The sequence below is a fragment of the Vibrio sp. D404a genome, assembly GCF_030248535.1.
In the GTDB taxonomy this organism is placed as follows: domain Bacteria; phylum Pseudomonadota; class Gammaproteobacteria; order Enterobacterales; family Vibrionaceae; genus Vibrio.
On sequence record NZ_JAHGAJ010000016.1, the window covers coordinates 1 to 24,146 of the forward strand.

The window sequence follows — 24,146 nt, forward strand, 5'->3', positions numbered from 1 at the left end:
TGGTGACTTTAGCTAAGGAAGCTAAGGAAGCTAAGGAACCTAAGGAAGCTAAGGAAGCTAAGGACAAGTTCACAGCTCCGACAGCTTGCCGTAAACAACAAAAAGCTGCTTGAAGCTATGCTCAAGCGGCTTTTCAAATTTGGCAGATTATCAAAAAAATTCTGATGTGACACACATCACAAAAACAAAGTGTACATTTATTCGCCAAGCACCTTTTGAGGGCTGAACGATTTCCCTAAAAACCGTTGTAATTTTTAGCGAACCCTTGGTTTCAATTTATCCTTTTTATTATTGATAACAAGCATTTTTCTCGAAAAACATAGCAATGTTTGCGTGAGATCACATTTGATTTCAATCCTAAAAAACGCCCACCAAAAGGCGATCTAGATCACATTCTTTCTCACCTAAAAACGTAATCTGGAGTTAACCCATGAGGGATACAACAGAGGAAAACTTCTATGAAAATGAACATCACTGGTAAGAACATCGACATCACCTCTGCAATCCGTGAGCACATAGAAAGTAAATTTAGCAAGCTAGAAAAGTGGCAAGTAGACATCATTAGCTGCCAAGCAAGCTTTAGTGAAGAGCCTAACAAGAAGAAAAAATTTGAAGCGGTAATTACCGTACCAAAAGGCCAGCTTGTTGCTTCATCAATCCACGATGACCTATACGTCGCCGTTAATGAGGTTGAACAGAAACTAGAACGACAACTGAATAAGCTAAGACACAAACCAGAAGCTCGCCGCGCTGAAAAGCCTCAAATTGAAGAGCTAGAAGCTGAAGTAGAATAAGAGAAATAAAAGGATTCGAAGATAGCGCCAATACGGCGCTATTTTTTTGCTTGACGCTTGTAGCTCGCTTGCTTATTGTGTTTAAACATTCAAAAAACAAACTATTTTTATGCACACTCAAACTCTGTTTATTTTTGACTTCTTTTTCCTTCCGTAAATCGGAGGCTAAGTCGTTTTAGAAAAACAAGTCAAAAACGAACAGAAAGCCTCCCACTCAAGGGAGGCTTTTTTATAAGGACCCATTTATGACTGATCAACCCATTTCGCTTGATGAAATTCGCCTTCGCTTAAATGAGCTTGATGACCAGCTCCTAAGCTTGTTGTCTGAGCGCCGTAAACTCAGCATTGAAGTTGCTAAAAGCAAAGTAGAGACATCAAAGCCAGTTCGAGATGCCGTTCGTGAGCAACAACTGCTAGTGAAACTGATCGGTAATGGAAAAGACAAGTACGAGCTTGATGCTCAGTACATCACAAAACTGTTTCACACCATCATTGAAGATTCCGTCCTTCTACAACAGTCTTATTTGCAAAACCTTGCTAACCCACAAAGCCGTAAGCCATTGGCACGTGTCGCTTTTCTTGGAGCAAAAGGGTCATACTCACACCTTGCGAGCCGCGAATACTTCAGCCGTCGTAATACCGAGCTGATCGAACTGAACTGCAGCCACTTCAAAGAGGTGACATCAACGGTTGAGTCTGGTCATGCTGACTATGGCGTGCTGCCAATTGAGAACACCAGCTCAGGGTCAATCAATGAGGTTTATGACCTACTACAGCACACGACGCTCTATATCGTGGGTGAACTGTCTCAACCTATCGAGCACTGCTTGGTCGCGAAAAAAGACATTCGCTTAGAAGACATCACCACATTGTACTCGCACCCACAACCGCATCAGCAATGTAGTGAATTCTTAAGCCGCTTAAAGGGTGTGACTCTAGAGTCTTGTGCGAGCACTGCTGACGCAATGAAGAAAGTCAAAGATCTTGATGACGACACCGTAGCTGCGATCGGTAACTCTTCAAGCGGTAAGCTTTACGGCCTTCAGCCAATTCAAGGCAACATTGCCAATCAAACCGAAAACCACACTCGCTTTATTGTAGTTGCGCGTAAGCCCGTTGAAGTATCAACCCAAATCCCAGCGAAAACGACTTTAATCATGTCAACTTCGCAAGAAGCGGGCTCTCTAGTGGAAACACTACTGATTCTTCAACGCTACGGTATCAACATGACTAAGCTAGAATCGCGTCCAATTATGGGTAATCCTTGGGAAGAGATGTTCTATGTTGATCTAGAAGCTCACCTAGATTCCGACAACATGCAACAAGCAATTGCCGAACTGACCAGCATTACGCGCCACTTGAAAGTTCTTGGTTGCTACCCAAGTGAAAACATCAAAGCAACACAAGTAAAGCTCAACTAGTTTGTTAACAAATTGGTTATTTAGTTAAAAAACAGAATAAGTAGCTACTGACTTATTAGCCTAGAAACCGTACAATACCCCCATTAAGAGGTGATGTATGCGTTTGTTATGTTCGTTGGTTAGTGGCTTACTTATTGTGTTAATGCCATGTTTTGCTGTGGCAAAGAGTAACCCGACCCTCACTATCTTCAACTGGCAACACTACCTTTCTGACCACGTCATCGCGCTCTGGGAGCAAGAGACGGGCGTCACCATCAAACAACTCTATTTCGACAGCGATATCAAACGTGATCGCATCATCAATCAGTTGACACGTAACGACCTAGATATCGCGATTTTAGATGAAGTCTCTGCGCGAAACTTTTCTCGCCAACACCGGCTCCATAAGCTGAGTGATAGCGCATTGATCCCTAATCAAAGCAACATTCCAGAGCTATGGCGCAATCAGTGTGGTGAATATGCCGTCCCTTATTTTTGGGGCACTATCGGCCTTATCTACCGTAAAGATATGTTCCCAGAGCCACCGACAAGCTGGAACGAGATTTTATCGCCGAAGCCAGAGCATCAAGGTCATCTAGCTATGCAGGGTGACTATATCGACCTACTGCTCCCCTCTTTGTTTGTGCGCGGCGTATCGGCACATACTACCAATCAAGCGGTGCTCAAAGAGGTTTATCAAGAGTTACTGGCACAGGTTCCCTACGTAGCAACCTATGAATACCTACTAACGTACATCGAGAAAGACCCATCACGAGCGAGCAACATTCACCTTGCCGCTGGTTACAGCGGTGATGAGGTAACACTGCAAAGCTTCACTCCCGATTATGAATGGGGGTTCAATGTTCCAGACGAAGGGACTATTTTGTGGGTTGATTGCCTAGCTATACTCAACGATGCACCAAATCCTGAACTGGCCGCGCGCTTTCTTAACTTTCTTCATCGTCCAGATATCGCGGCTCTCAATGCATTAGATTTGTCGATGACCACCACTAACGACCAAGCGCACCAGCATATTCCTCCTTACGAGAAGCAGTATTTGGCGCTCTATCCCGACCAAAGTTTGCTGGACAAGGCGCAGTTCTACTCTACCTTAATCAATACCTCGATGACGCTTCGCAACCGAATCAGCCATGCGGTGATTCAACATCACAGGCAGCTTACCGACAATGATTAAACCGTTTTTATTTTCTCTCGCTGCAATGCTCCCCACAGCACTCAATGCAGCAGAACCACTCCAGCTTTATGTCTGGGAAGATACATTGGGCTCAGGGGTGCAGAAGAAGTGGGAATCGGACAATAACCAGTCCTTACTGTTGCACTACTTTGATAATGATGATGAACGCAACAAGCTAATGCTCAACAGCGATAGTTTGCCGTTTGATGTTGTGGTATTCGATAATGTTTCTGCCAACATTTATGGGAAACAAGGGGCGCTCGTCGATCTCTCTGAATTACCTAATCGCCAGCACATCAGTCCGCGTTGGTTAGAAGCGTGTGGTGATCACGCTGTTCCTTATTTTTGGGGCGTCTTGGGTCTGGTTTATCGAGAAAGCAAACTGGCGGTTCCTCCCTCGTCATGGCGTGAACTCATCTATCCAAGCAGCGATGTGAAAGGTCACATTAGCCTTATCGAGGATACCATAGAGACACTTTTACCCGTGATGTACGTACTTGGTTACCCAACTCATTCGGACGATACTAAGTCACTGAGAGAAGCGCATCAGGTATTGCTTAATCTCCAGCCCGATATCTTGACCTATGAGTATCCAATCTCATACGTCAAAAGCCATGATAATGCGGACTCTCTCTTTCTATCAATGGCTTACAGCGGCGATCAATTCTCGCTAAATCAATCTCTTGAACAGGAGGATTGGCAGTTTGTTATTCCGTCTGAAGGTACGCATATTTGGGTCGATTGTATCGCGATTAATAGCGCATCAATACAGCAAGAAAATGCTAAGAAACTTCTGAACGATCTTATGAACCCTGCTATTGCGGCACAAAACGCCTTGGAAGTAATGGCAGCGACACCAAACCTTTCTGCGCTCGCACTGCTTCCGGAATCTTATACTCAAGACAGCACACTGTTCCCTTCACAGGAAATCATCAGCAAAAGTGTAATTGATAGAAGACTTACTCCGAATAACATAAACTTGCGAGCTAAAATCATTAATAATGTTGTGAAAAGTCATGAAGCTCAGTACTAAAATATTACTTCTCATTGCACCAGTGATTCTTTTCAGCGCGGCCGCTTCGAGCTACATCATCTACACCAACCAAAAAATTAGCTTAATTAAACGAGAAGACAACGCACTTCAACTGAGCATGGAAAAATTGGCGGGGCACTTTCGTCAATCGCGCTCTTTTCTCAACAGTTACTCTTATACCCTAACTAAAAGCGACATCGTAAAGCGCTACTTCTTGGTTGGCGATAACCCCTACCGAGAGTTGGAGCTGATCGACAACTTGCAACAGACTATTCAGCTACTTCAAGATGGCAATGAAAGCTTCACGGGATTAGCCCTATTGGACGGCAACCGCCAGCTCAGCTACTACGCCGAAAACAGCAGTGACCCATTTGCCGAAATAGATCCTAAGATCCTGAAGTTTATCAACGATAAGTACCTTGAAACCGCCGCAACCTCTAACATCAGTTACACGCAGAACTCCCAAGGAGAAGGCATGTTAGTGCGTTATGAGGTTCTCGATAAACGCACTATCTCGACACCGCTTAGCTATCAACTCGACGATGTATTCTTTGTGGTGGTCTCAGTCTCGTTAGATAAATTCAATTCATTGCGCAAACAGATAGAGTTTGAATATCAGACCAGTCTGTTTTTCACCTCATCGCCCGTTGCGCCGGAAAGTGAATTGACCCAATCAGTCAGGTTGGCACCGAGCCTCTATGTCACCGTAGACCCAGCCAAGTTCCTCCTCAATAACAAACTCCACTCGATCTGGAATGAGATCAGCTTCTCCTTTGCCTTATCAGCGCTAGTTACTGTCATTCTGCTTCTGTTGCTACTTTCTCGGAGCGTGATAAATCCGATCGCGAGACTGGATCGACAACTGCAGCAGGTTGAAAAGCGCCAACGTAAAAACATCGAGCGACTGAGCAGCAACGATGAAATCGGCCGCCTGTCTGAGCGATTTTACGATATGTACCAAGAGCTGGATGATACCTACCAGCAGACCAAGATATTGGCGGAAAACGATCCGCTAACCAAGATCGCCAATCGTCATCAATTTCAGTCCTTTGTCGACAATGCGCTGCCAGAGAAAGACGCCACCAGCAATACTTGGATCCTCTACTTAGATCTCGATAACTTTAAGTTTGTGAATGACAAGTATGGCCACCAAGTCGGTGACTCGATCTTGATCGCCTTTTCAGAAAGAATCACCGCGCTATGTCAGGAATATCAAACTCGCCACTTAGCCCACTGTATGCCTGCAAGGCTTTCTGGCGATGAGTTTGTGGTGTTCATCAATGCGCCTGAAATATCAGGCAATATTGAGCACTCGTTCTCAGAGCAACTACTGACACCGCTCCAACAAGGCTTTGTTACGCACTCGGGCAACTTCCCTATCACCGTCAGTATTGGGGTTGCGACCTACCCGAATGATGGTGAAGACATAGAGAAACTGCTGTCCAATGCCGATACCGCCATGTATCAAGCCAAGCGAGCAGGTAAGAACCAATCGGCCTACTACTCACGCGATTTAGACAAAGCGATTCAGCGTCAAGCCAACATTGAACGTGCACTGCGTGACGGCAGCTGTAATAGTGAATTCTCGCTGGTTTATATGCCGTATATGAACGCCAGCGGTGAGACCGTGGTCGGTTTTGAGGTATTACTGCGCTGGCATTCGAAGCAGTTAGGGTTTGTTCCTCCTGATGAATTCATCCCCATTGCTGAACAGACCGGGCTATTTGAGCAGGTCGATAAATGGGTTATCGAGCACGCCTTTAACGGTTTTGACCGCCTACAGTCACAGTTCGAACACCCGGTTCAGTTATCGATCAACCTCTCCTCTGCGGGTATTGAAACCACGCACTTGGCAGAGTTCATCGATCAACATGCCGACGCTCACAACATTCCGCCTCACCTGATCGATTTCGAGATAACAGAGACCTTTGAATCAGGTGCTCAAGGTTTCCCTCTGCTCAACGAGCTGTCCCGAATGGGCTATATGCTGGCAATTGATGATTTTGGCTCCGGCTTTACCTCGATAACCCAACTGGTTCAGTACCCAACACAAAAAATCAAACTGGATAAGGGCTTCTTAGAGACCTTAATTGAAACCGATAATCAAAACATAGTGAAACCTGTAATCGAGCTATGTCACGCTCAAGGTAAAAAGGTAACGGCTGAGGGCATTGAAACCCAAGCGATGCATCAATGGTTAGTTGAAGCAGAGTGCGACCTTTTGCAAGGCTATTATTTTGGCAAACCGATGCCACTAGAGGAGCTCGGTATATGGTATAAAAGCCATCAGGATCGATGGAGCGCATCGCCACAAAAAGCACTAACAAAATAACGAATAAGAAAGAGAATCATGAAAACAGTCATTATTGCGTCACTCAACCCAGCCAAAATCAACGCGGTAAAAAGTGCGTTTGATGCCGCTTTCCCAAATCAAGAATTTGACTTTCAAGGCGTTAGCGTTGCCAGTGGTGTTGCGGACCAACCGATGAGTAATCAAGAGACCTATCAAGGTGCCGTTAATCGCGTGAACAACGCTATTCAAGCCAGCCCAAATGGCGATTTTTATGTTGGCCTAGAAGCCGGGATTGAAGGCAATGTTACCTTTGCTTGGATGGTGATTGAATCGAACGGGCAGCGTGGTGAATCTCGCTCTGCAAGTTTAATGCTACCACCGCTGGTTATTGAGAAGCTCGCCGATGCTAATGAACTGGGTGATGTCATGGATGAGGTGTTTGGCACTGACAACATCAAACAGAAAGGTGGCGCGATTGGGTTACTGACTCATAACCAACTCACTCGCAGTTCGGTCTACCACCAAGCGCTCATTCTAGCTCTGATTCCATTTGTAAATCCTGAGCACTTCCCAAAACAATAACGGGAGCAAATGAGGGCGTGTCTTTCTGAGTCGATAAAAGAGAGCGACCAATCAGAGCAATATCGTTGAAGAGAAAGCCGTTCCTTGAATTAAAAAGCAAAAACGCTAGCCGAAGCTAGCGTTTTTTTGTTGTCTGATTAAGATGCGCTATTTAAGCAACAACTGGGCAATCTCTTGCTTCTCTTGTTCCGACTTGGCCTTTAGCTCATTGGAACCTCTAGTGATGGTTGCCACACCTACCCCTAGCATCTGGCTGATTTGGCGCTGAGATAGATCACCTTTCATCAACTCACAAAGAATGTTAACACGAGCGACCAAGGCTTCACGCTCATCGGGTGTCATCATCATGGTCAGTAACAGTTCATGCTGATCATTTTCAGCGGCACTTTTTACTAAATCCATCAACTCTTGCCAATTGCTGTACTCTGGTTGTGATGCCATATCCCTACACTTATCTCTTACTGTCATTCAATCTAATAAAGGCAGACGCGCTGCGACTGCCTTTTAATGTATACCGAAACCCTATAGTGAATCCAATTTAAAAAAGAATTCCATCAGCAATCACTAGGTTGGGTTTGACGGTTAGTATTTTGCTTCACGCTCATGAGAGGCTAGAAAGCTCCCCTGCTCACCCAAAATATCGCGATAGTAGGTTTCAAACATCAAGATATTTTGTACGTAACCACGCGTCTCTTTAAACGGAATCATCTCAATGAAGGCGAAAGCATCCAGCTTGCCTTCACTGCGAGAGCGCCACTGCTTAACACGATGTGGGCCAGCATTATAAGCCGCTAATGCAAAGATGCGGTTGTTATCGTATTGATTCAGCAATCCATCCAGATAATGGCTACCTATCTCAATGTTTTTACCAACATCATACAAGTCTTCACGGCCTTGGTACTTTAACTTGTACTTCTGCGCCGTGTATTTAGCCGTCGCTGGCATGATTTGCATGATGCCGCGCGCGCCAACCGGAGATCGAGCTTCACTGTCGAGCGCACTCTCTTGTCTTGCTAAAGACATCAAGGTCACGAGGTCAATATCATGCTTTTCGGCGTAGAAGTTAAACCACCACTTATGTGCTACCGGAAAACGTAGCTCTAGGTTATCCCACATTTTAGCCGAGATACTCGCGGTCACGGTGAGATGGTTCCATCTCTGTTTATGGGCATAGGCAGCCAGCATCGACTTCTGCTCTTTGTCAGAGTTGGCTAGCAACCAACGCCATTCACTTTTGGCCGCAGCAATTTTATCGCGTGTGATCAGCTCATCAATACGTACCAAAGCGGTATCAAATGGCTCCACAACCTTCGCGTTGTAAGTCAGTGACGACGTTTCATAGCTCACTGATTTATCGAGCTGTTTCGCCGCTGCAACACTGTAGAAGTTGCGTTGACCAAGAATATCAGTCAGGCGCTTGGTGCCCTCTGATTCTTGTCCCGAAGCAAGCTCTGCTCTACCACGCCAGTATTGCCAACGTATCGAGCTTTGATGTTTATCATCTAGCTTGCTGATCCAGTGCTGCAAGCCTGCCCAGTCCGCATGCTGAATAGCAAGGCGAGCCCGACGCTCAATCAGCACTTGTTTAGATGAGGTCTCTATCGCCTTGTCTCGCCACGCCATCATCTCTTCAGAATCGGTGTTGATCAGACGAAATGCGAGATAGTCGGCCAACTGCTGAGTCTTCTCTTTTGAAAACTTCTGCCCATCAATGACTCTATCAAACGCCTTTTGAGCCGCTTTGGCATCTTTACGAGCCAACTTCTGGAAACCTAGCTCGGTCTGCTTTTGATAGAACTCATTGACCTTGTGTTTTTTAGCAAAGCTCGCGACGCTTTCAGGTTTGCTGAACAGAGCTTTCATCTCTTTGCCCTGCTTCGATGCTTTGTCACCATCAAGCTGCTTAATAAGGTAGTTCATCAGCTTACCGTTTCGGCTTTCAAACGCTAGCAGTAGCCTATCAAGAATCAACTCATCACTGCGCAGGCCTGCTTTATCCCAAGCAGAGAACAGTGGGTCACAGCTATCATCAACGCCATTACCACTTAGCCAAAGCTGGTTTGCACCTTTGTAAGCAAGCTCCTGATTACCCTGCTCATAATGAGCGCGATAATAGATACATTGATACTTCTCACCGGTAGGCTCCTGAGTCTGAAACTCCAGTATCGTCGACCACTTTTTCTGGGACTCTAACGATGCTAAATACGGCGCACGGATGCGGTTAGAAAATGGTAGTCCACGATGGCTCTCAATGAAGGCTTCGACCTCCTGAGGAGAGCGCTGTCCAAGGTTAATTAAGAAGGCACGGTAATCGGTGTATGGCGTCAATGGGTATGTTTGAATTTTAGGGCGCAACTTGGCGTAGGCCTTGAGGTCACGCTTGTCCAATACGTCTTGTGCTTGATCGTAAGTGTCACGCTGCATTTCTAGCTCCGAAGCACGGCTCGCTAAAGCCTCTGGAGCCAATAGAATAGAAGGCAAAATTACTGATGCAGCAACAGCAATTTTTCTATTGAAAAGTCGGAAAAACATTCGCTCTTTCCTTAGTGCGTGTTTGAATGCGTAAGGGCTATTTACGCCCTACATCACATCAAATGTAAAGGGTTTGAGTGTAAATATTATTAATATTTAACACTTCGCCTCCAAAGCTTTAAAAATAGGCTTTTAGTGAGAATTTTGACAATAAAAAGCTAAGATTTATCCATCAAAAGCCTTTTCCACTCGGGGAGTAACATCTTTGGGCAGATTGGTATAAAATAATCGTTTATTTTGAACAATAAGTAGGAACGATCGGCAATGGCTGAATACGTATATACCATGTCGCGAGTGAGCAAAATTGTGCCACCTAAGCGTCAAATTCTGAAAGACATCTCTCTAAGCTTTTTCCCTGGTGCCAAAATTGGTGTTTTAGGTCTGAATGGTGCAGGTAAATCAACACTGCTACGTATCATGGCCGGCATTGATACCGACATCGATGGTGAAGCTCGTCCACAACCGGGTCTAAACGTCGGTTACCTACCACAAGAACCTGTACTTGATGAATCGAAAACGGTTCGTGAGATCGTTGAAGAAGCAGTATCTGACGTAGCGGGTGCAATGAAGCGTCTTGATGAGGTTTACGCAGCATATGCAGAACCTGATGCAGATTTCGATGCACTGGCGAAAGAGCAAGGTGAACTTGAATCTCTTATCCAAGCGAAAGATGGTCACAACCTAGAGAATGCTCTAGAGCGTGCTGCTGATGCGCTTCGTCTTCCTGAATGGGATGCGAAGATCGAACACCTATCAGGTGGTGAGCGTCGCCGTGTTGCTATCTGTCGCCTACTTCTAGAGAAGCCAGATATGCTTCTACTAGACGAACCTACCAACCACCTGGATGCAGAATCTGTAGCGTGGCTTGAGCGCTTCCTAGTTGATTACAACGGTACTGTTGTGGCGATTACCCACGACCGTTACTTCCTTGATAACGCAGCGGGTTGGATTCTAGAACTTGACCGTGGTGAAGGTATTCCATGGGAAGGTAACTACACTTCTTGGCTAGAGCAAAAAGATGCGCGTCTACAACAAGAAGCATCTCAAGAAAAAGCTCGTCAGAAAACGATTGAGAAAGAGCTTGAGTGGGTTCGTCAGAATCCAAAAGGTCGTCAGTCTAAATCTAAAGCACGTATGGCTCGTTTTGAAGAACTGCAAAGCGGCGATCGTCAGAAGCGTAACGAAACCAACGAACTGTTCATCCCGCCAGGTGAGCGTCTAGGTGATAAAGTTATCGATGTGAAGAACCTGACTAAGTCGTTCGACGGCCGTGTTCTTATCGATGACCTATCATTCAGCATGCCTAAGGGTGCTATTGTCGGTATCATCGGTGCCAACGGTGCGGGTAAATCTACCCTATTCAAGATGCTAAGCGGCACTGAGCAACCAGACTCGGGTACTGTTGAACTTGGTGAAACAGTAAAACTGGCATCGGTTGACCAATTCCGTGACAGCATGGACGACACGAAAACAGTCTTCCAAGAGATCTCTGAAGGCGCTGATATCATTAAGATCAACAACTTCGAAATCCCTGCACGTGCATACTGCTCTCGCTTCAACTTCAAAGGTTCAGACCAACAGAAGATCATCGGCGAACTTTCTGGTGGTGAGCGTAACCGTGTTCACCTGGCTAAGCTTCTTAAGACGGGCGGTAACGTACTGCTACTCGATGAGCCAACCAACGACCTTGACGTTGAAACGCTACGTGCACTAGAAGAAGCACTACTGGAATTCCCAGGCTGTGCAATGGTTATCTCGCACGACCGTTGGTTCCTAGACCGTATTGCTACGCATATCATTGACTATCGTGATGAAGGTCAAGTTAACTTCTACGAAGGTAACTACAATGAGTACATGGAATGGCTGAAGAAGACGCTTGGTCCTGAAGCAGCTGAACCACACCGTATTAAATACAAGCGTGTAACTAAGTAAGTTTCGCTTGTAATTTATTCTAAGGCCGCTAAATTAGCGGCCTTATATAATACAGCATCCCAAACTTATAGGTGAGGAAGTCTCTATGATGGAAAGGCGTCGATTTTCAAGGATTGTTTATCAAGTCGCTACCAAACTAACCCAAGATACCTCAGTGGTTCAAAATAACTCAGTGGTTGAAGGCACAGTACAAGACTTGTCGTTGCAAGGTTTATTGATAGATTGTGCAGACCACCACCAGTTAAACCATCAATTGCCTGTTATGATCAGCTTTCAATTAACAGACAGTGATATCAACATTCAACTAGAAGCCTCTATTGTCTCTACCATCAATACCTCAGTGCGCTTACGCATAGAGCATTTAGATATTGATAGTATCAGCCACCTTAAGCGCCTTGTGGAGCTGAACGTTGGTGATGATGAGTTACTTTATCGAGAAATAGAACATCTAACAGATTTAGGCGAAGAGTCAGCAGAATAAAGCACGCTCTTCGAATTATTTTTATTTAATACGTCATCATGTCTCAGAAAATTTCGATTACTGTTCCTTCTAGCCAAGGGGAGCAGACATTTTACTTCGGCCGTAAAGCCGTGCTCTTTTGCACCTCTGCAGTCCTTTCCGTTCCCCTTTTAATTGGCGGTGCAATCTATCTACATTACGACGGTCAGCAGAAGCTATCTGCATCTGAACAACACGCCTCTGATCAGGCCCATGATGCACAGAAGCTGATCGAGACTTTGATTGTTGAGAAAGACAATATGGAGTTTATGTACGATGAGCAGATTGAAACCAATCACTCATTAGCACAAGCTCTAACGGAAAAAGAAGGCACTATTCAATTGCTCGGCAAGCGTGTATTCGACGTTGAGTCAGTACTTGGCCTTGCCGATGAAGAACTGGTTAACGATGAGACCTCTCTTGAAGAGCGAATCGACGCCGCGGCCATCGACTCGGCGGTACGTGCAACCATGTTCCGCTTAATCCCTAACGATAGTCCAATGGCTTATCAACGCATCTCATCATCATACGGGAGTCGTATCAACCCTATTACAGGCAAGCGTCATACTCACACTGGTATCGATCTCACCTGTAAGCGCGGTGAAGATATTCTTGCACCTGCTGACGGTGTCATTGAAACCGTGCGCCCGAGTAAGAAAGGCTTTGGTAACTTCCTGACCATGCGCCACTCTTTTGGCTTCATGAGCTCTTACGCTCACCTGCAGAAGTTTAAGGTTCGCAGCGGTCAGTTTGTAAGTAAGGGTGATGTGATTGCAAGCTGTGGTAACTCAGGAAACTCAACCGGCCCACACCTGCACTACGAAGTACGCTTTTTGGGTCGCTCTTTGAATCCACAATACTTGATGGACTGGACACCAGAGAACTTCAACTATGTGTTTGAGAAAGAGAAGAAGGTGAAATGGGGGCCCCTGGTTCAACTCATCGATAATGTTGTGCGTCTGCAAATCAACCTGACCAATGTGCCTTACATCAACTCATCAATTGAAACCGTGTCGAGTGATGAGACCAAGGCAAAGGCAACACTCGCAACCAACTAACGCTTAAGAGCTTTTAGCCTATGATGATCTTTTTACCTACAGTAGGCCAATAACTTTTAAATCAATGATAATTAAATAAAAAAGAGCCACCTAAATTAGGTGGCTCTTTTTCTATCTATTCTTGACTCAATATTATTTGAGCTAACTCCAGCGCAGGCTAGCCACGATGAATCGAGTCATGTGCTTGCTTAAGAAGACTTTGGCTCTCTTGCAGGAACTGCTGTGAGTAATCACCAAACCACTCGCTCACTTCATTAAAGTTTTCAACGAATTGAGCCTTGTCTTTGCCTTCCAGAATCTTCAGAGCTTCACCAAAGCAGTGGTGGAAGCGGCGAATCATCGCGATGTTTTCATCTGAAGAGAGAATAATGTCACCGTATAGATTCGGGTCTTGAGCAAATAGACGACCAACCATCGCAATCTCAAGGCGGTAGATTGGTGAACTCAGTTGAAGCAGGCGATCAATATTCGGGTTCTCTTTGCTTAGGTGCAGGCCGTAAGCAAATGAAGTGAAGTGGCGCAGCGCTTGGATCAGCGTCATGCCGTGATCGTGCTCTTGCGCATCCATACTGCATAGGCTCGCACCCCAGATACCGAATTGCTCGAGTAGCCATTGGTAACTCTCTTGTCCACGACCATCACTGTAGACAATAACCTGCTTCGCAAGGCTTGGTACATCTGGGCCAAACATTGGGTGCAGACCAACTACAGGGCCCTGGTGAACCGCTAACATACGTTGCAATGGCTTAGACTTGATTGACGTTAAGTCACACAAAATGCAGTCACTTGGCAAGTTGTTCAGCTTATCAATAACGCCCTCGGTCAGGTGGATTGGCACAGTAACAACCACAAGACCTGCGTCTTTCAGTAGTTCGTCTGCTTTGTCCCAGTCTTTACTACCTAGCACTTTTACATCGTAGCCAGATAGCTTGAACATACGCCCAAATAGACCACCCAGCTGGCCGTTACCACCGATAACAACAACTGAACGCAGTTCAGGGTTCAGACACTTAAAGCCCGAATCCTTTTCACTTGCGTACGACTCACGCATAGTACGACGCAGAATGTCTTCAATAAGCTGTGGCGGCACACCTAATTTTTCAGCCTCTGCACGGCGAGATGCAAGCATCGCTGCCTCACGTTCAGGCACATAAATCGGTAAACCGTGCTCGCTTTTCACCTCACCTACTTTCTCAACCAGCGCCAAGCGCTGGGCAAGAAGCTCTAACATCTGTTTATCGACAACGTCAATTTGGTCGCGTAATTCGTTCAGTTCAACGGCCATTCTTCTTCCTTTCTAATCCTTAAGCCTCGATTTGTGCTGGCACTAGCCTTTTAGACGATTTTCCAAGAATGGGACTAGTTCCGTGTGTGCACGCTTCAATAGTGCCTCAGTTGAATCCCAATTGATACACGCGTCGGTAATTGAAACGCCGTATTTCATCTGATCGAGAGGAATGTCAGAAGATTGGTTGCCCTCGTTAAGATGACTTTCAATCATCAAACCGATAATTGATTTGTTGCCTTCACGAATTTGGTGGATTACGTCTTCAGCAACTAGCGGTTGACGACGGAAGTCTTTACGAGAGTTAGCGTGGCTACAATCAACCATAAGTGCAGCACCTAGACCTGCTTTTGATAGCTCTTCTTCACACTCATGCACCGAAACAGAATCGTAGTTAGTTTGCTTACCACCACGAAGAATCACATGGCCATTTGGGTTACCTTGAGTTGTAAGTAGCGCAACTTGACCTTCACGGCTGATACCCATGAAACGGTGGCTTGAAGAGGCTGCTTGCATCGCGTTAATCGCAGTACCTAGGTTGCCATCAGTACCGTTTTTGAAGCCGATTGGCATAGATAGACCACTTGCCATCTCACGGTGAGTTTGAGATTCAGTAGTACGAGCACCGATCGCCGCCCAGCTAAATGTGTCTGCTAGGTATTGTGGGCTGATTGGGTCAAGAGCTTCAGTCGCTAGTGGGATTTCCATCTCTGCCAATTCAACCAGCAGTTCACGACCTACGTGAAGACCATGCTCGATATCAAATGTGCCGTCTAGATGCGGGTCATTAATTAGACCTTTCCAACCAACGGTTGTACGTGGTTTTTCGAAGTACACACGCATTACGATGTAAAGTTGATCACTTAGCTCTTCAGAAAGTGCTTTCAGGCGTTTTGCGTACTCTTTAGCAGCTTCAACGTCGTGAATCGAACATGGGCCACATACCACCAGCATACGGTGATCTTTCTTGTGGATGATGTTGGCGATGGTTTGACGAGATTCTTGAATAAAACGACGAGCATTATCACTCAGAGGTAATTTTGCTTTTAACTCGTCTGGAGTAATCAGTACCTGTTCGTCGATAATATTAACATTGCTTAATTCACTTTTCTGCATAACTCAACCTGTATTCTTTTCTTTACACCCAAGTAATCCATATGGGCTAACAATCTTTGAAAACTAAAATAACAGCTATAGAAACGATTGCAAGTGTAAACAATAAAAAACATTTAATGTAAATTTAAATTTACACTTTGAGTTTAGTTAGGCTTGGATAGAAAAAGGAAGGAAATCAGGCTTTCTATAAACAAAAAAGGCGATATTTATCATATCGCCTTCTAAAAAATTCAAATGTGTTTATTTATTACCCACGGTCGAGTATGCGCGCCATCTGCTCAGACGCCTCTTTCCATCGAGTGTCCGACTGCAATGTCGCCAAGTCAAAAGCGTGCTTTTTCAACAATGACTGCGCCATAGGTACACTTTGTATCTCAAGGTTATCCAAAGCCTCAATTTGTGCATCTCGTTTATTACACATCAACACCATATTGCATCCGGCATCTAGCGCAGCTTGCGCTCTTTGTGCTGGCCCCCCCATGATCGCAGCCCCTTCCATTGTCAGGTCATCGGAAAATACCAAACCTTTAAAACCAAGCTGCTTTCTCAACACATCTTGTAGCCAATAGCGTGAGCCACTTGCTGGCTTGTCATCGTAGTTCGAGAAAACCACATGCGCCGGCATCATTGCATCCAGAATACCCGCCTCAATTTGCGCCTTGAAGATCGCCATATCTGTTTCAAAAATGTCATCTCTTGGGTCGTAAGGTGTCTCTAGATGCGAATCTGCAATCACGCCACCATGTCCTGGGAAGTGCTTACCCGTTGTAGCCATGCCCACCGACTTCATGCCTTTAATGAACGCGCTACTATGACGAACGATGGTATCAATATCCTCACCAAACGCTCGATTGCCTATCGCTTTACAGTCGTGGCCTTTATCTAATACTGGCGCGAAGCTCAGGTCTATATCATGCGCGACTAACTCTGCCGCCATCAACCAACCAGCTTGCTCGGCTAATTGCTCACCATTACGGTATTGAGCAAATTCTTGGGCCGCAGGGATAATAGAAAAGCCGTCGCGAAAGCGCTGTACTCGTCCACCCTCTTGGTCAACACCAATTAAGATAGGACGCTTGGCTGCTTTTCGAATCTCTTTAGTAAGCGCGGCAAGTTGTTTGCTGTCATGATAGTTACGAGCAAAAAAGATCAATCCACCCACAGTTGGGTGCTCTAAAATTTCTCTATCTTCAGCAGTGAGCTCGTAGCCTGCAACATCTACCCACAACGGTCCCATATTTATCCCTTACTAAGCCAAAATTGATAATCTTCACGAGGTTATTCCGTTTGAATTTGCATTACAATGTTTTTAATTCACGGCCAAAAGAGTTTAGGAATGGATCATAAAGAGTTATACATCGGCGTTATGTCAGGGACCAGTATGGATGGAGTCGATACTGCGCTCGTGAGCATCGTAGGCAACCAGATTGAGCTCATTGCCCATGATGAATTTGCCATGCCTGATACGCTCAAAACACGCTTACTTGACGTCTGTATTGGTCAACAAACGGATTTGATAACCATTGGTGAACTTGACCATCAGCTTGGTCACTTATTCGCAGATGCAGTGCTGCAACTCTTAGAAAAGTCAGAGACTCCCCCTTCAGCTGTCAAAGCAATTGGCAATCATGGCCAAACTGTATTTCATCAGCCTAGTGGGAATCACCCATTTACTATGCAGTTAGGTGATGCCAATATCATTGCGACGAAAACCAATATTGATGTTTTAGCTGATTTTCGTCGCAAAGACATGGCGTTGGGTGGGCAAGGAGCACCTTTGGTACCTGCATTTCATCGAACCATATTTGAGGCCAAAGAGAGCAGCGTAGTGGTACTAAACATTGGTGGCATATCGAATATTTCAGTACTTCAACCAGACAAACCAACGCTGGGTTATGACACAGGCCCGGGCAATATGTTGATGGATGCTTGGGTAAACAAACACTGCGGTAAAAAGTATGACCAAGATGGCGAGTTTGCTCGCAGTGGCCAAGTAAATTCGGCGCTACTGAATTCACTGCTTGAAGAAGCCTACCTTGCTGGGCTACCACCGAAAAGCACAGGACGAGAGCTGTTCAATCTGCCTTGGCTGGAAAACAAATTAAAGGCATTACCAGTAATATCGAAACCCGATGTACAGCGCACCCTTTGTGAGTACAGCGCCATCACCATAGCTAATGAAGTCGTGAAGCATCAATCTGGCTCATCCCCTGCCTTATATGTATGTGGTGGAGGTGTCAGAAACCCACTTTTGATGGGGCGCCTTGCGAAGCTGCTTCCTGACTGGCAAGTGAGTTCTACTTCCGCTAAAGGAGTCGATGCCGATTACATGGAAGCCATGGCATTTGCATGGCTGGCTCAACGTTACGTACATAAGCTACCAAGCAACCTTCCCGAGGTGACAGGAGCTTCACAAAGCGCTTCTCTTGGCGTGCTGTACCGCGCAAACTGACCATCAATAGAGATTAGATTTAAGGATATTTATGAGTAACGACGCTCTTATTTCAGCACTATCACACTTAGTCTCTGAGGGTAGAAACCCTGAAACCATGGACATTGATCTGCTCTCCTCTCTGGAAGTAGTAGAGAAAATCAACCAACAAGACAAACAGGTACCACTCGCCATCGAAAGTGAGCTACCACAGATAGCGAACGCAGTTGACCATATCGCCGACGCCTTTCGTAATGGCGGTCGCCTTATCTATATGGGCGCTGGCACCAGTGGCCGACTCGGCGTACTCGACGCTTCAGAGTGCCCACCGACATTTGGCGTTTCCGACCAGCTCGTTATCGGACTAATTGCAGGAGGCCCAGAAGCGATATTAAAAGCGAAAGAGGGAGCAGAAGACTCACTCACGCTCGGCGTTGACGATCTTAAAGCGATTCACTTTAATGCTAAAGATATCGTTGTGGGTATCGCGGCCAGTGGTCGCACTCCGTATGTGATTGGTGCGCTCAAATACGCCAATGAGATTGGCGCGACCACAGTGTCACTCTCTTGTAACCCTGACTCACCTATCGCTCAGTTGGCTAAAATTCCTATCAGCCCAGTGGTGGGCCCTGAAGCGCTCACTGGCTCGACCCGTCTCAAATCAGGCACCGCTCAAAAACTGGTGCTCAACATGCTGACCACTGCCAGTATGATCCGCATTGGCAAAAGCTATCAAAACCTAATGGTGGATGTTAAAGCCACCAATGAAAAGCTGGTAGCTCGCGCCGCTCGAATCGTTATGCAGGCGACAGATTGCGATAAAGAGGTGGCAAGAGAAACGCTGGAAAAGACCAGCTACGATGTGAAACTGGCGATCCTAATGATACTGACGGGATTAAACCTAGAAGCTGCAAAACAGCAACTGAACCAGCAAGATGGTTTCCTGCGTAAAGCGGTTGAGCACAATCAACCGAACGAGTAGCGCATCAAGGTGTGCACTCTTTAATTGAGTTCACCCTTCTCAAAGCAATAAGCGATAAGCGATAAGCGATAAGCGATAAGCGATAAGTAAAAAGTAAAAAGCACCGGATAGTCGGTGCTTTTTCTCATCGCATCATACGGCTCGTTAGTGATCGTTTGAGAATTCATCCCAGCCGCGTTGCCACTCCATACGAAAACGCTGAGCATCTTCGGTGCCAGAACAGACACCTTCATAAACCTGACCAGAAAGACCGATCTGATAAGCATGGTTAGGGTTACAGTATTCACTGACACCTTGGTAGTAACCTTCGCTGTATGCGGCTTGATCGACAGCGCCCAGCTTGGTCATCTCAGAATAGGAACGCTGAGTATTACCTCTTACGCCATCACGGTAGCCAATCTCTTGCCAATTTCCCTCTGCTGCTAAGTCTTGCACGTTTGTCGCGCAGCCTGTCATACCTAGAGTCAATAGCAAGGCTACGGTTACTTTCTTCATTTGAATCCCTTATCTTCTTATTATTCATTAGGTGCTATCACTAGCCGACGTATCTCGATTCTCCGCTTAACCCGCTAAAATGTCCACTGCTTCCCCTAAGTCGCCGCTTAGTTCGAGACAAAACCACTTAACCTGGCACCCAACCGCTTAACAAATCTGAAAACCACTCAATCAACCACAGCGCCACTTAAATCGCTATACGACCACTAACGTCTTAAGCACAAGCTTCTCGCCAACTGCTCGCTTATTATCCACCCTGACTTAATTAATACATTCAGGGATAACAGATTATGATGTGGTTTCTAACCTGTGTTGCGGCACTCATCGGCGGTTACTTTCTTTATGGCACTTTCATTGAGAAGGTGTTCGGCATAAACGAAAAACGCCAAACTCCGGCTCATACAAAACAAGATGGTGTGGATTACGTTCCAATGTCGACACCAAAGGTTTACCTTGTGCAACTGCTTAACATTGCAGGTGTTGGTCCAATCTTCGGCCCTATCATGGGTGCCTTATACGGCCCAGCAGCAATGCTTTGGATTGTGCTCGGTTGTATCTTCGCAGGTGCCGTACACGACTACTTCTCAGGTATGTTATCTATCCGTAATGGCGGAGCTTCGGTTCCTACCATCACTGGACGTTACCTAGGCAATGGCGCAAAACACTTTATGAACATCTTTGCCATTGTTCTACTGCTTCTAGTTGGTGTGGTATTCGTATCAGCTCCAGCAGGCATGATCACGAACCTAGTAAACGACCAAACTGACTTCGCGATGTCTGCAACAACGATGGTTGTGGTTATCTTCGCTTACTACATCATCGCAACAATTGTCCCTGTTGATAAAATCATTGGTCGCTTCTACCCACTGTTCGGCGCACTGCTTATCTTTATGTCTGTTGGCCTAATCACAGCAATTGGCTTCTCAGATGAGCACCAAATCATGGGTGGCTTTGAGATCAGCGACATGTTCACTAACATGAACCCGAATGATTTACCACTATGGCCTGCTCTATTCATCACTATCGCTTGTGGTGCAATCTCTGGCTTCCACGCAACTCAATCACCACTGATGGCGCGTTGTATGGAAAACGAGAAGAACGGTCGCTTCGTCTTCTACGGTGCAATGATTGGTGAAGGCATCATCGCTCTAATCTGGTGTGCACTTGCACTATCATTCTTCGGTTCAGTTGAATCTCTATCTGAAGCAGTCGCAAACGGCGGTCCAGGTAACGTGGTATACAGCGCTTCATTCGGCCTACTGGGTGTATTCGGCGGTATCCTTGCTTTCCTAGGCGTGGTTATCCTACCAATCACTTCTGGTGACACAGCATTCCGCTCAAGCCGTCTAATCCTTGCTGAATACTTCAACATGGAACAGAAGACACTGCGTAACCGCCTATTGATGGCTCTACCACTATTCGTTATCGGTGGCATCCTGACTCAAGTAGACTTCGGCATCATCTGGCGCTACTTCGGTTTCGCTAACCAATCAACAGCAGTAATGATGCTGTGGACAGCTTCTGCTTACCTACTACGTCACAACAAACTGCACTGGGTAACGACGGTTCCAGCTATCTTCATGACGTCTGTGTGTATCACATTCATCCTGAACAACAGCCAACTGGGCTTCGGCTTACCAATGCAAATCTCAACTATCGTTGGTGTGATTAGTGCACTAGGTGTTGCAGCTTACGTGATTAAGATTTCTAAAGGCAAAGGCGAAACTGACCTTGCTGATGAAGATAAAGAAGCAAAAGGCGTGACTAAAACAGCCTAGCTTATCGGGTGCAAATCCCTTCGCTTGCTCCACCTTAAATTAAGGTTGGAAACTCTACAAAGCCCATCCTAGTGATGGGCTTTGCGTTATAAGGCGAAAGCCCTTTACACTATAACCATAACCGATGCTGCATTGATGACAGAGTCAATCAGCGCCTCACATCTCCGGTGCAGATACCTCAATAGTGGATATATGGAACTGATTCTCTCGCTACTTCAACAAACCTGTGTCTATTTAGTGCTGGCTTATATGATCAGTAAGACCCCTTTGATCTTGCCACTGTTGAGTATCTCATCTCGACTGAGCCACAAAGTCAGCTGTTATATTCTGTTCTCACTGTTTTGCATCATGGGTACCTACTTCGGCTTGCAGATCAACGATGCGATCGCTAACACCAGAGCGATGGGCGCAGTAATGGGTGGCTTGTTTGGAGGCCCAGTCGTGGGCTTTGCTGTCGGTTTTACAGGTGGTATCCATCGCTACACCTTAGGTGGATTCACCGACTTAGCGTGCGCCATATCGACCACAGCTGAGGGCTTGATTGGTGGCCTGCTGCACGTCTATTTGGTGCGTAAGAACAAAGCGAGTCAGCTGTTCAATCCGATGGTGGTGTTTTCCGTGACCCTGTTTGCTGAAATCATTCAGATGCTGATCCTGTTGGCGGTCGCTAAACCATTTGCCCAAGCCTATGCACTGGTGTCCGACATTGCAGCGCCAATGATCATTGCAAACTCAGTCGGTGCTGCGCTGTTCATGAGCATCATCCAAGATAGAAAAACCATCTTTGAAAAATACTCTGCGACCTTTTCGCGCCGCGCACTGACCATTGCCGAGCGTTCGGTTGGTATTCTTCATGGCGGCTTTAACTCAGACAACGCACAAAAGATTGTTCGTATTATTTATGAAGAGACCAACGTTGGCGCAGTGGCAATTACCGATAGAGAGAAGATTCTCGCGTTTGTTGGTATTGGCGATGAGCACCATATCCCTAATACTCCGATCTCGTCTCAAAGCACTTTAACGGCGATGGATAAGAACGACATCATCTACTTAGATGGCAAAGAGAACCCATATCAGTGCTCTCTCTCAGCAGATTGTAAGTTAGGTTCTGCTTTGATTATCCCACTGCGTGCGGGGAACGAGGTTGTCGGAACCATCAAGCTCTACGAACCGAAGCTTAAACTCTTTTCGACCATCAATATGTCGATGGGTGAAGGTATCGCCCAGCTGCTATCGAGCCAGATTCTGTTTAGCAACTATCAACAACAGCAAACCTTGCTGACACAGGCTGAAATTAAACTACTGCATGCGCAAGTCAATCCACATTTCTTGTTTAATGCCTTGAACACCATCAGTGCGGTGACAAGGCGTGAACCAAACAAAGCGCGAGAGCTTATCCAGCACTTATCGCACTTCTTTAGAAGTAATCTTAAACAGAACATCAACACCGTTAAGCTCAAGGACGAGCTGGCGCACGTGAATGCCTACCTCACTATCGAGAAGGCGCGATTTACCGACCGCTTAGAGATCGAGTGGGATATTGATCCGCAACTCTATGAAATGGAGCTGCCAAGCTTTACCTTGCAGCCATTGGTGGAGAACGCCATCAAACACGGCATCTCTAATCTACTCGAAGGCGGTCAGGTTAAAATTTACAGCGAGCGATACCAAGACGGCTATCGAATCACTGTTGAAGATAATGCAGGCAGTTATCAGGAGCCAAGCAGCGATCATGTTGGACTAGGCATGGAGATTGTGAACAAGCGCCTAACCAATTTCTTTGGACAAGACTCATCTCTAAAAATAGAATCTCAACCACAGCAATTTACGCGCATGAGCTTTATCATTCCAAAGGCTCTGTAACGCGCGATTCAACATAACAGCGTATACTGAAAACAGACTTCACAGGCGTATGGGATTAAGGTAATTGGATGTTAAAGGCATTAGTAGTAGATGACGAGCTGTTTGCTCGCGAAGAGCTGATTGAGCTACTCACCGAAACAGGAAAAGTGGACGTGATAGGCCAAGCCAGCAATGCCATCGAAGGACTAAAGCAGATCAATCACCTAAAGCCAGACGTCGTCTATTTAGATATTCAAATGCCGCAGATCACCGGTATTGAACTGCTGAGTATGCTTGATCCTGAGAATATGCCTTACGTGGTGTTTGTCACCGCGTATGACCAATATGCGATTCAAGCCTTTGAAGACAACGCCTTTGATTACCTTCTCAAACCGGTTGAACCATGCAGACTAAACAAGAGTGTCTCGCGCCTCTGTAAGGTGATTAAGCAGAGCCTACAAACACCAGAGCAAGACATCAATGCCATTGCGCCATCTCATCTTGAGCAGATCCCATGTATCGGTCACAACCGCATTGTGATCATGGCAAGCCAAACGGTCGAGTGTGCTTACTCTGATCTCAGTGGTGTGCATGTCCGCAGCGCTTCGCAAACCGCCTCTTCTCAATTGACGCTCAAAGTACTGGAAGAGAAAACCGATCTGATCCGCTGTCATCGCCAGTATTTGATCAATATAAAAGCGATCCAAGAGATCAAGTTACTAGAGAATGGACTGGCAGAGATCATCACCCTCACCGGCTTTGAAGTCCCTGTTAGCCGCCGTTATCTGAAAACGCTCAAAGAGCAACTTGGTATTCAATAACTCTTCGCTAATACACTCATAACTCCTCACGCGAGCAACAATTAGCACGATCAAAAAAGCCAACGTATCAACGTTGGC

The 24,146-nt window shown here is 45.9% G+C and carries 20 protein-coding genes and 1 other annotated feature; of the genes, 14 read left to right on the forward strand and 6 right to left on the reverse strand.

The window, feature by feature from the left end:
- The first annotated feature begins 458 nt into the window (after positions 1-458).
- The 6 genes from hpf (at position 459) to yjjX (ending at position 7,297) form a co-directional block, all read left to right on the forward strand.
- Positions 459-794, forward strand: coding sequence for a ribosome hibernation-promoting factor, HPF/YfiA family (gene hpf, locus KI655_RS09090; RefSeq protein WP_285403833.1), 336 nt, complete (start codon positions 459-461; stop codon positions 792-794).
- A gap of 111 nt (positions 795-905) precedes the next feature.
- Positions 906-1,027 (forward strand) — a sequence feature (Phe leader region).
- 12 nt (positions 1,028-1,039) lie between these two features.
- Positions 1,040-2,215: a prephenate dehydratase gene (gene pheA / locus KI655_RS09095; RefSeq protein ID WP_285403835.1), complete on the forward strand. Its 1,176-nt coding sequence runs from the start codon at positions 1,040-1,042 to the stop codon at positions 2,213-2,215.
- 97 nt (positions 2,216-2,312) lie between these two features.
- Entirely contained in the window at positions 2,313-3,389 is a 1,077-nt protein-coding gene (locus tag KI655_RS09100; RefSeq protein WP_285403837.1) for a PotD/PotF family extracellular solute-binding protein, read from the forward strand.
- Positions 3,382-4,422, forward strand: a complete 1,041-nt coding sequence (locus KI655_RS09105) for a spermidine/putrescine ABC transporter substrate-binding protein (protein ID WP_285403839.1) — start codon at positions 3,382-3,384, stop codon at positions 4,420-4,422. The genes KI655_RS09100 and KI655_RS09105 overlap by 8 nt, the downstream gene beginning before the upstream one ends.
- On the forward strand, positions 4,406-6,754 hold the full coding sequence (locus KI655_RS09110; protein ID WP_285403841.1) for a bifunctional diguanylate cyclase/phosphodiesterase: 2,349 nt from the start codon (positions 4,406-4,408) through the stop codon (positions 6,752-6,754). The genes KI655_RS09105 and KI655_RS09110 overlap by 17 nt, the downstream gene beginning before the upstream one ends.
- Before the next feature lie 18 nt (positions 6,755-6,772).
- Positions 6,773-7,297 carry an inosine/xanthosine triphosphatase gene (gene yjjX, locus KI655_RS09115; protein WP_285403843.1) on the forward strand — a complete coding sequence of 175 codons (525 nt, stop codon included), beginning with the start codon at positions 6,773-6,775 and terminating at the stop codon, positions 7,295-7,297.
- A gap of 147 nt (positions 7,298-7,444) precedes the next feature.
- Here the strand turns inward: yjjX and trpR are convergent, their stop codons facing one another.
- The gene (gene trpR / locus KI655_RS09120) at positions 7,445-7,738 is read right to left on the reverse strand and encodes a trp operon repressor (protein WP_216651666.1); all 294 of its coding nucleotides are present in this window, start codon (positions 7,736-7,738) and stop codon (positions 7,445-7,447) included.
- Between the two features lie 141 nt (positions 7,739-7,879).
- Positions 7,880-9,829, reverse strand: a complete 1,950-nt coding sequence (gene sltY / locus KI655_RS09125) for a murein transglycosylase (RefSeq protein WP_285403846.1) — start codon at positions 9,827-9,829, stop codon at positions 7,880-7,882.
- 264 nt (positions 9,830-10,093) lie between these two features.
- On the opposite strand from sltY, the gene ettA reads away from it, so the two are divergent.
- The 3 genes from ettA (at position 10,094) to KI655_RS09140 (ending at position 13,318) form a co-directional block, all read left to right on the forward strand.
- Entirely contained in the window at positions 10,094-11,761 is a 1,668-nt protein-coding gene (gene ettA, locus KI655_RS09130; protein ID WP_032553197.1) for an energy-dependent translational throttle protein EttA, read from the forward strand.
- Positions 11,762-11,846: 85 nt separating this feature from the next.
- Positions 11,847-12,242: a PilZ domain-containing protein gene (locus KI655_RS09135; RefSeq protein ID WP_285403849.1), complete on the forward strand. Its 396-nt coding sequence runs from the start codon at positions 11,847-11,849 to the stop codon at positions 12,240-12,242.
- Positions 12,243-12,280: 38 nt separating this feature from the next.
- Positions 12,281-13,318, forward strand: a complete 1,038-nt coding sequence (locus KI655_RS09140) for a M23 family metallopeptidase (protein WP_285403851.1) — start codon at positions 12,281-12,283, stop codon at positions 13,316-13,318.
- Between the two features lie 157 nt (positions 13,319-13,475).
- Here the strand turns inward: KI655_RS09140 and tyrA are convergent, their stop codons facing one another.
- The 3 genes from tyrA to nagZ all read right to left on the reverse strand — a co-directional run bounded on the left by tyrA (position 13,476) and on the right by nagZ (position 16,956).
- On the reverse strand, positions 13,476-14,603 hold the full coding sequence (gene tyrA / locus KI655_RS09145; protein ID WP_285403853.1) for a bifunctional chorismate mutase/prephenate dehydrogenase: 1,128 nt from the start codon (positions 14,601-14,603) through the stop codon (positions 13,476-13,478).
- A 42-nt stretch (positions 14,604-14,645) separates the two neighbouring features.
- A complete protein-coding gene (locus tag KI655_RS09150) occupies positions 14,646-15,719 on the reverse strand; it encodes a 3-deoxy-7-phosphoheptulonate synthase (RefSeq protein ID WP_150895798.1) in 1,074 nt (357 codons plus the stop codon).
- A 247-nt stretch (positions 15,720-15,966) separates the two neighbouring features.
- Positions 15,967-16,956: a beta-N-acetylhexosaminidase gene (gene nagZ / locus KI655_RS09155; RefSeq protein ID WP_285403856.1), complete on the reverse strand. Its 990-nt coding sequence runs from the start codon at positions 16,954-16,956 to the stop codon at positions 15,967-15,969.
- A 99-nt stretch (positions 16,957-17,055) separates the two neighbouring features.
- On the opposite strand from nagZ, the gene KI655_RS09160 reads away from it, so the two are divergent.
- Both KI655_RS09160 and murQ read left to right on the forward strand, forming a co-directional pair.
- Positions 17,056-18,171, forward strand: a complete 1,116-nt coding sequence (locus KI655_RS09160; RefSeq protein WP_285403858.1) for an anhydro-N-acetylmuramic acid kinase — start codon at positions 17,056-17,058, stop codon at positions 18,169-18,171.
- Positions 18,172-18,202: 31 nt separating this feature from the next.
- Positions 18,203-19,132, forward strand: a complete 930-nt coding sequence (murQ, locus tag KI655_RS09165; RefSeq protein ID WP_285403860.1) for an N-acetylmuramic acid 6-phosphate etherase — start codon at positions 18,203-18,205, stop codon at positions 19,130-19,132.
- A gap of 144 nt (positions 19,133-19,276) precedes the next feature.
- On the opposite strand, the gene KI655_RS09170 is transcribed toward murQ, so the two are convergent.
- On the reverse strand, positions 19,277-19,627 hold the full coding sequence (locus KI655_RS09170; RefSeq protein WP_285403862.1) for a DUF2799 domain-containing protein: 351 nt from the start codon (positions 19,625-19,627) through the stop codon (positions 19,277-19,279).
- 290 nt (positions 19,628-19,917) lie between these two features.
- On the opposite strand from KI655_RS09170, the gene KI655_RS09175 reads away from it, so the two are divergent.
- The 3 genes from KI655_RS09175 (at position 19,918) to btsR (ending at position 24,068) form a co-directional block, all read left to right on the forward strand.
- Positions 19,918-21,405, forward strand: coding sequence for a carbon starvation protein A (locus tag KI655_RS09175; RefSeq protein WP_285403864.1), 1,488 nt, complete (start codon positions 19,918-19,920; stop codon positions 21,403-21,405).
- A 192-nt stretch (positions 21,406-21,597) separates the two neighbouring features.
- Positions 21,598-23,268 carry a sensor histidine kinase gene (locus KI655_RS09180; protein ID WP_285403866.1) on the forward strand — a complete coding sequence of 557 codons (1,671 nt, stop codon included), beginning with the start codon at positions 21,598-21,600 and terminating at the stop codon, positions 23,266-23,268.
- A gap of 68 nt (positions 23,269-23,336) precedes the next feature.
- Positions 23,337-24,068, forward strand: coding sequence for a two-component system response regulator BtsR (gene btsR / locus KI655_RS09185; protein WP_285403868.1), 732 nt, complete (start codon positions 23,337-23,339; stop codon positions 24,066-24,068).
- Positions 24,069-24,146: the final 78 nt, after the last annotated feature.

Coding starts and splice junctions, on each gene's coding strand:
- KI655_RS09180 (WP_285403866.1), top strand. CDS start 21,598: ATGGAACTGATTCTCTCGCTACTTCAACAAACCTGTGTCTATTTAGTG.
- tyrA (WP_285403853.1), bottom strand. CDS start 14,603: ATGGCCGTTGAACTGAACGAATTACGCGACCAAATTGACGTTGTCGAT.
- KI655_RS09105 (WP_285403839.1), top strand. CDS start 3,382: ATGATTAAACCGTTTTTATTTTCTCTCGCTGCAATGCTCCCCACAGCA.
- KI655_RS09175 (WP_285403864.1), top strand. CDS start 19,918: ATGATGTGGTTTCTAACCTGTGTTGCGGCACTCATCGGCGGTTACTTT.
- sltY (WP_285403846.1), bottom strand. CDS start 9,829: ATGTTTTTCCGACTTTTCAATAGAAAAATTGCTGTTGCTGCATCAGTA.
- KI655_RS09150 (WP_150895798.1), bottom strand. CDS start 15,719: ATGCAGAAAAGTGAATTAAGCAATGTTAATATTATCGACGAACAGGTA.
- hpf (WP_285403833.1), top strand. CDS start 459: ATGAAAATGAACATCACTGGTAAGAACATCGACATCACCTCTGCAATC.
- KI655_RS09170 (WP_285403862.1), bottom strand. CDS start 19,627: ATGAAGAAAGTAACCGTAGCCTTGCTATTGACTCTAGGTATGACAGGC.
- yjjX (WP_285403843.1), top strand. CDS start 6,773: ATGAAAACAGTCATTATTGCGTCACTCAACCCAGCCAAAATCAACGCG.
- murQ (WP_285403860.1), top strand. CDS start 18,203: ATGAGTAACGACGCTCTTATTTCAGCACTATCACACTTAGTCTCTGAG.
- KI655_RS09140 (WP_285403851.1), top strand. CDS start 12,281: ATGTCTCAGAAAATTTCGATTACTGTTCCTTCTAGCCAAGGGGAGCAG.
- KI655_RS09135 (WP_285403849.1), top strand. CDS start 11,847: ATGATGGAAAGGCGTCGATTTTCAAGGATTGTTTATCAAGTCGCTACC.
- ettA (WP_032553197.1), top strand. CDS start 10,094: ATGGCTGAATACGTATATACCATGTCGCGAGTGAGCAAAATTGTGCCA.
- trpR (WP_216651666.1), bottom strand. CDS start 7,738: ATGGCATCACAACCAGAGTACAGCAATTGGCAAGAGTTGATGGATTTA.
- btsR (WP_285403868.1), top strand. CDS start 23,337: ATGTTAAAGGCATTAGTAGTAGATGACGAGCTGTTTGCTCGCGAAGAG.
- nagZ (WP_285403856.1), bottom strand. CDS start 16,956: ATGGGACCGTTGTGGGTAGATGTTGCAGGCTACGAGCTCACTGCTGAA.
- KI655_RS09160 (WP_285403858.1), top strand. CDS start 17,056: ATGGATCATAAAGAGTTATACATCGGCGTTATGTCAGGGACCAGTATG.
- KI655_RS09100 (WP_285403837.1), top strand. CDS start 2,313: ATGCGTTTGTTATGTTCGTTGGTTAGTGGCTTACTTATTGTGTTAATG.
- pheA (WP_285403835.1), top strand. CDS start 1,040: ATGACTGATCAACCCATTTCGCTTGATGAAATTCGCCTTCGCTTAAAT.
- KI655_RS09110 (WP_285403841.1), top strand. CDS start 4,406: ATGAAGCTCAGTACTAAAATATTACTTCTCATTGCACCAGTGATTCTT.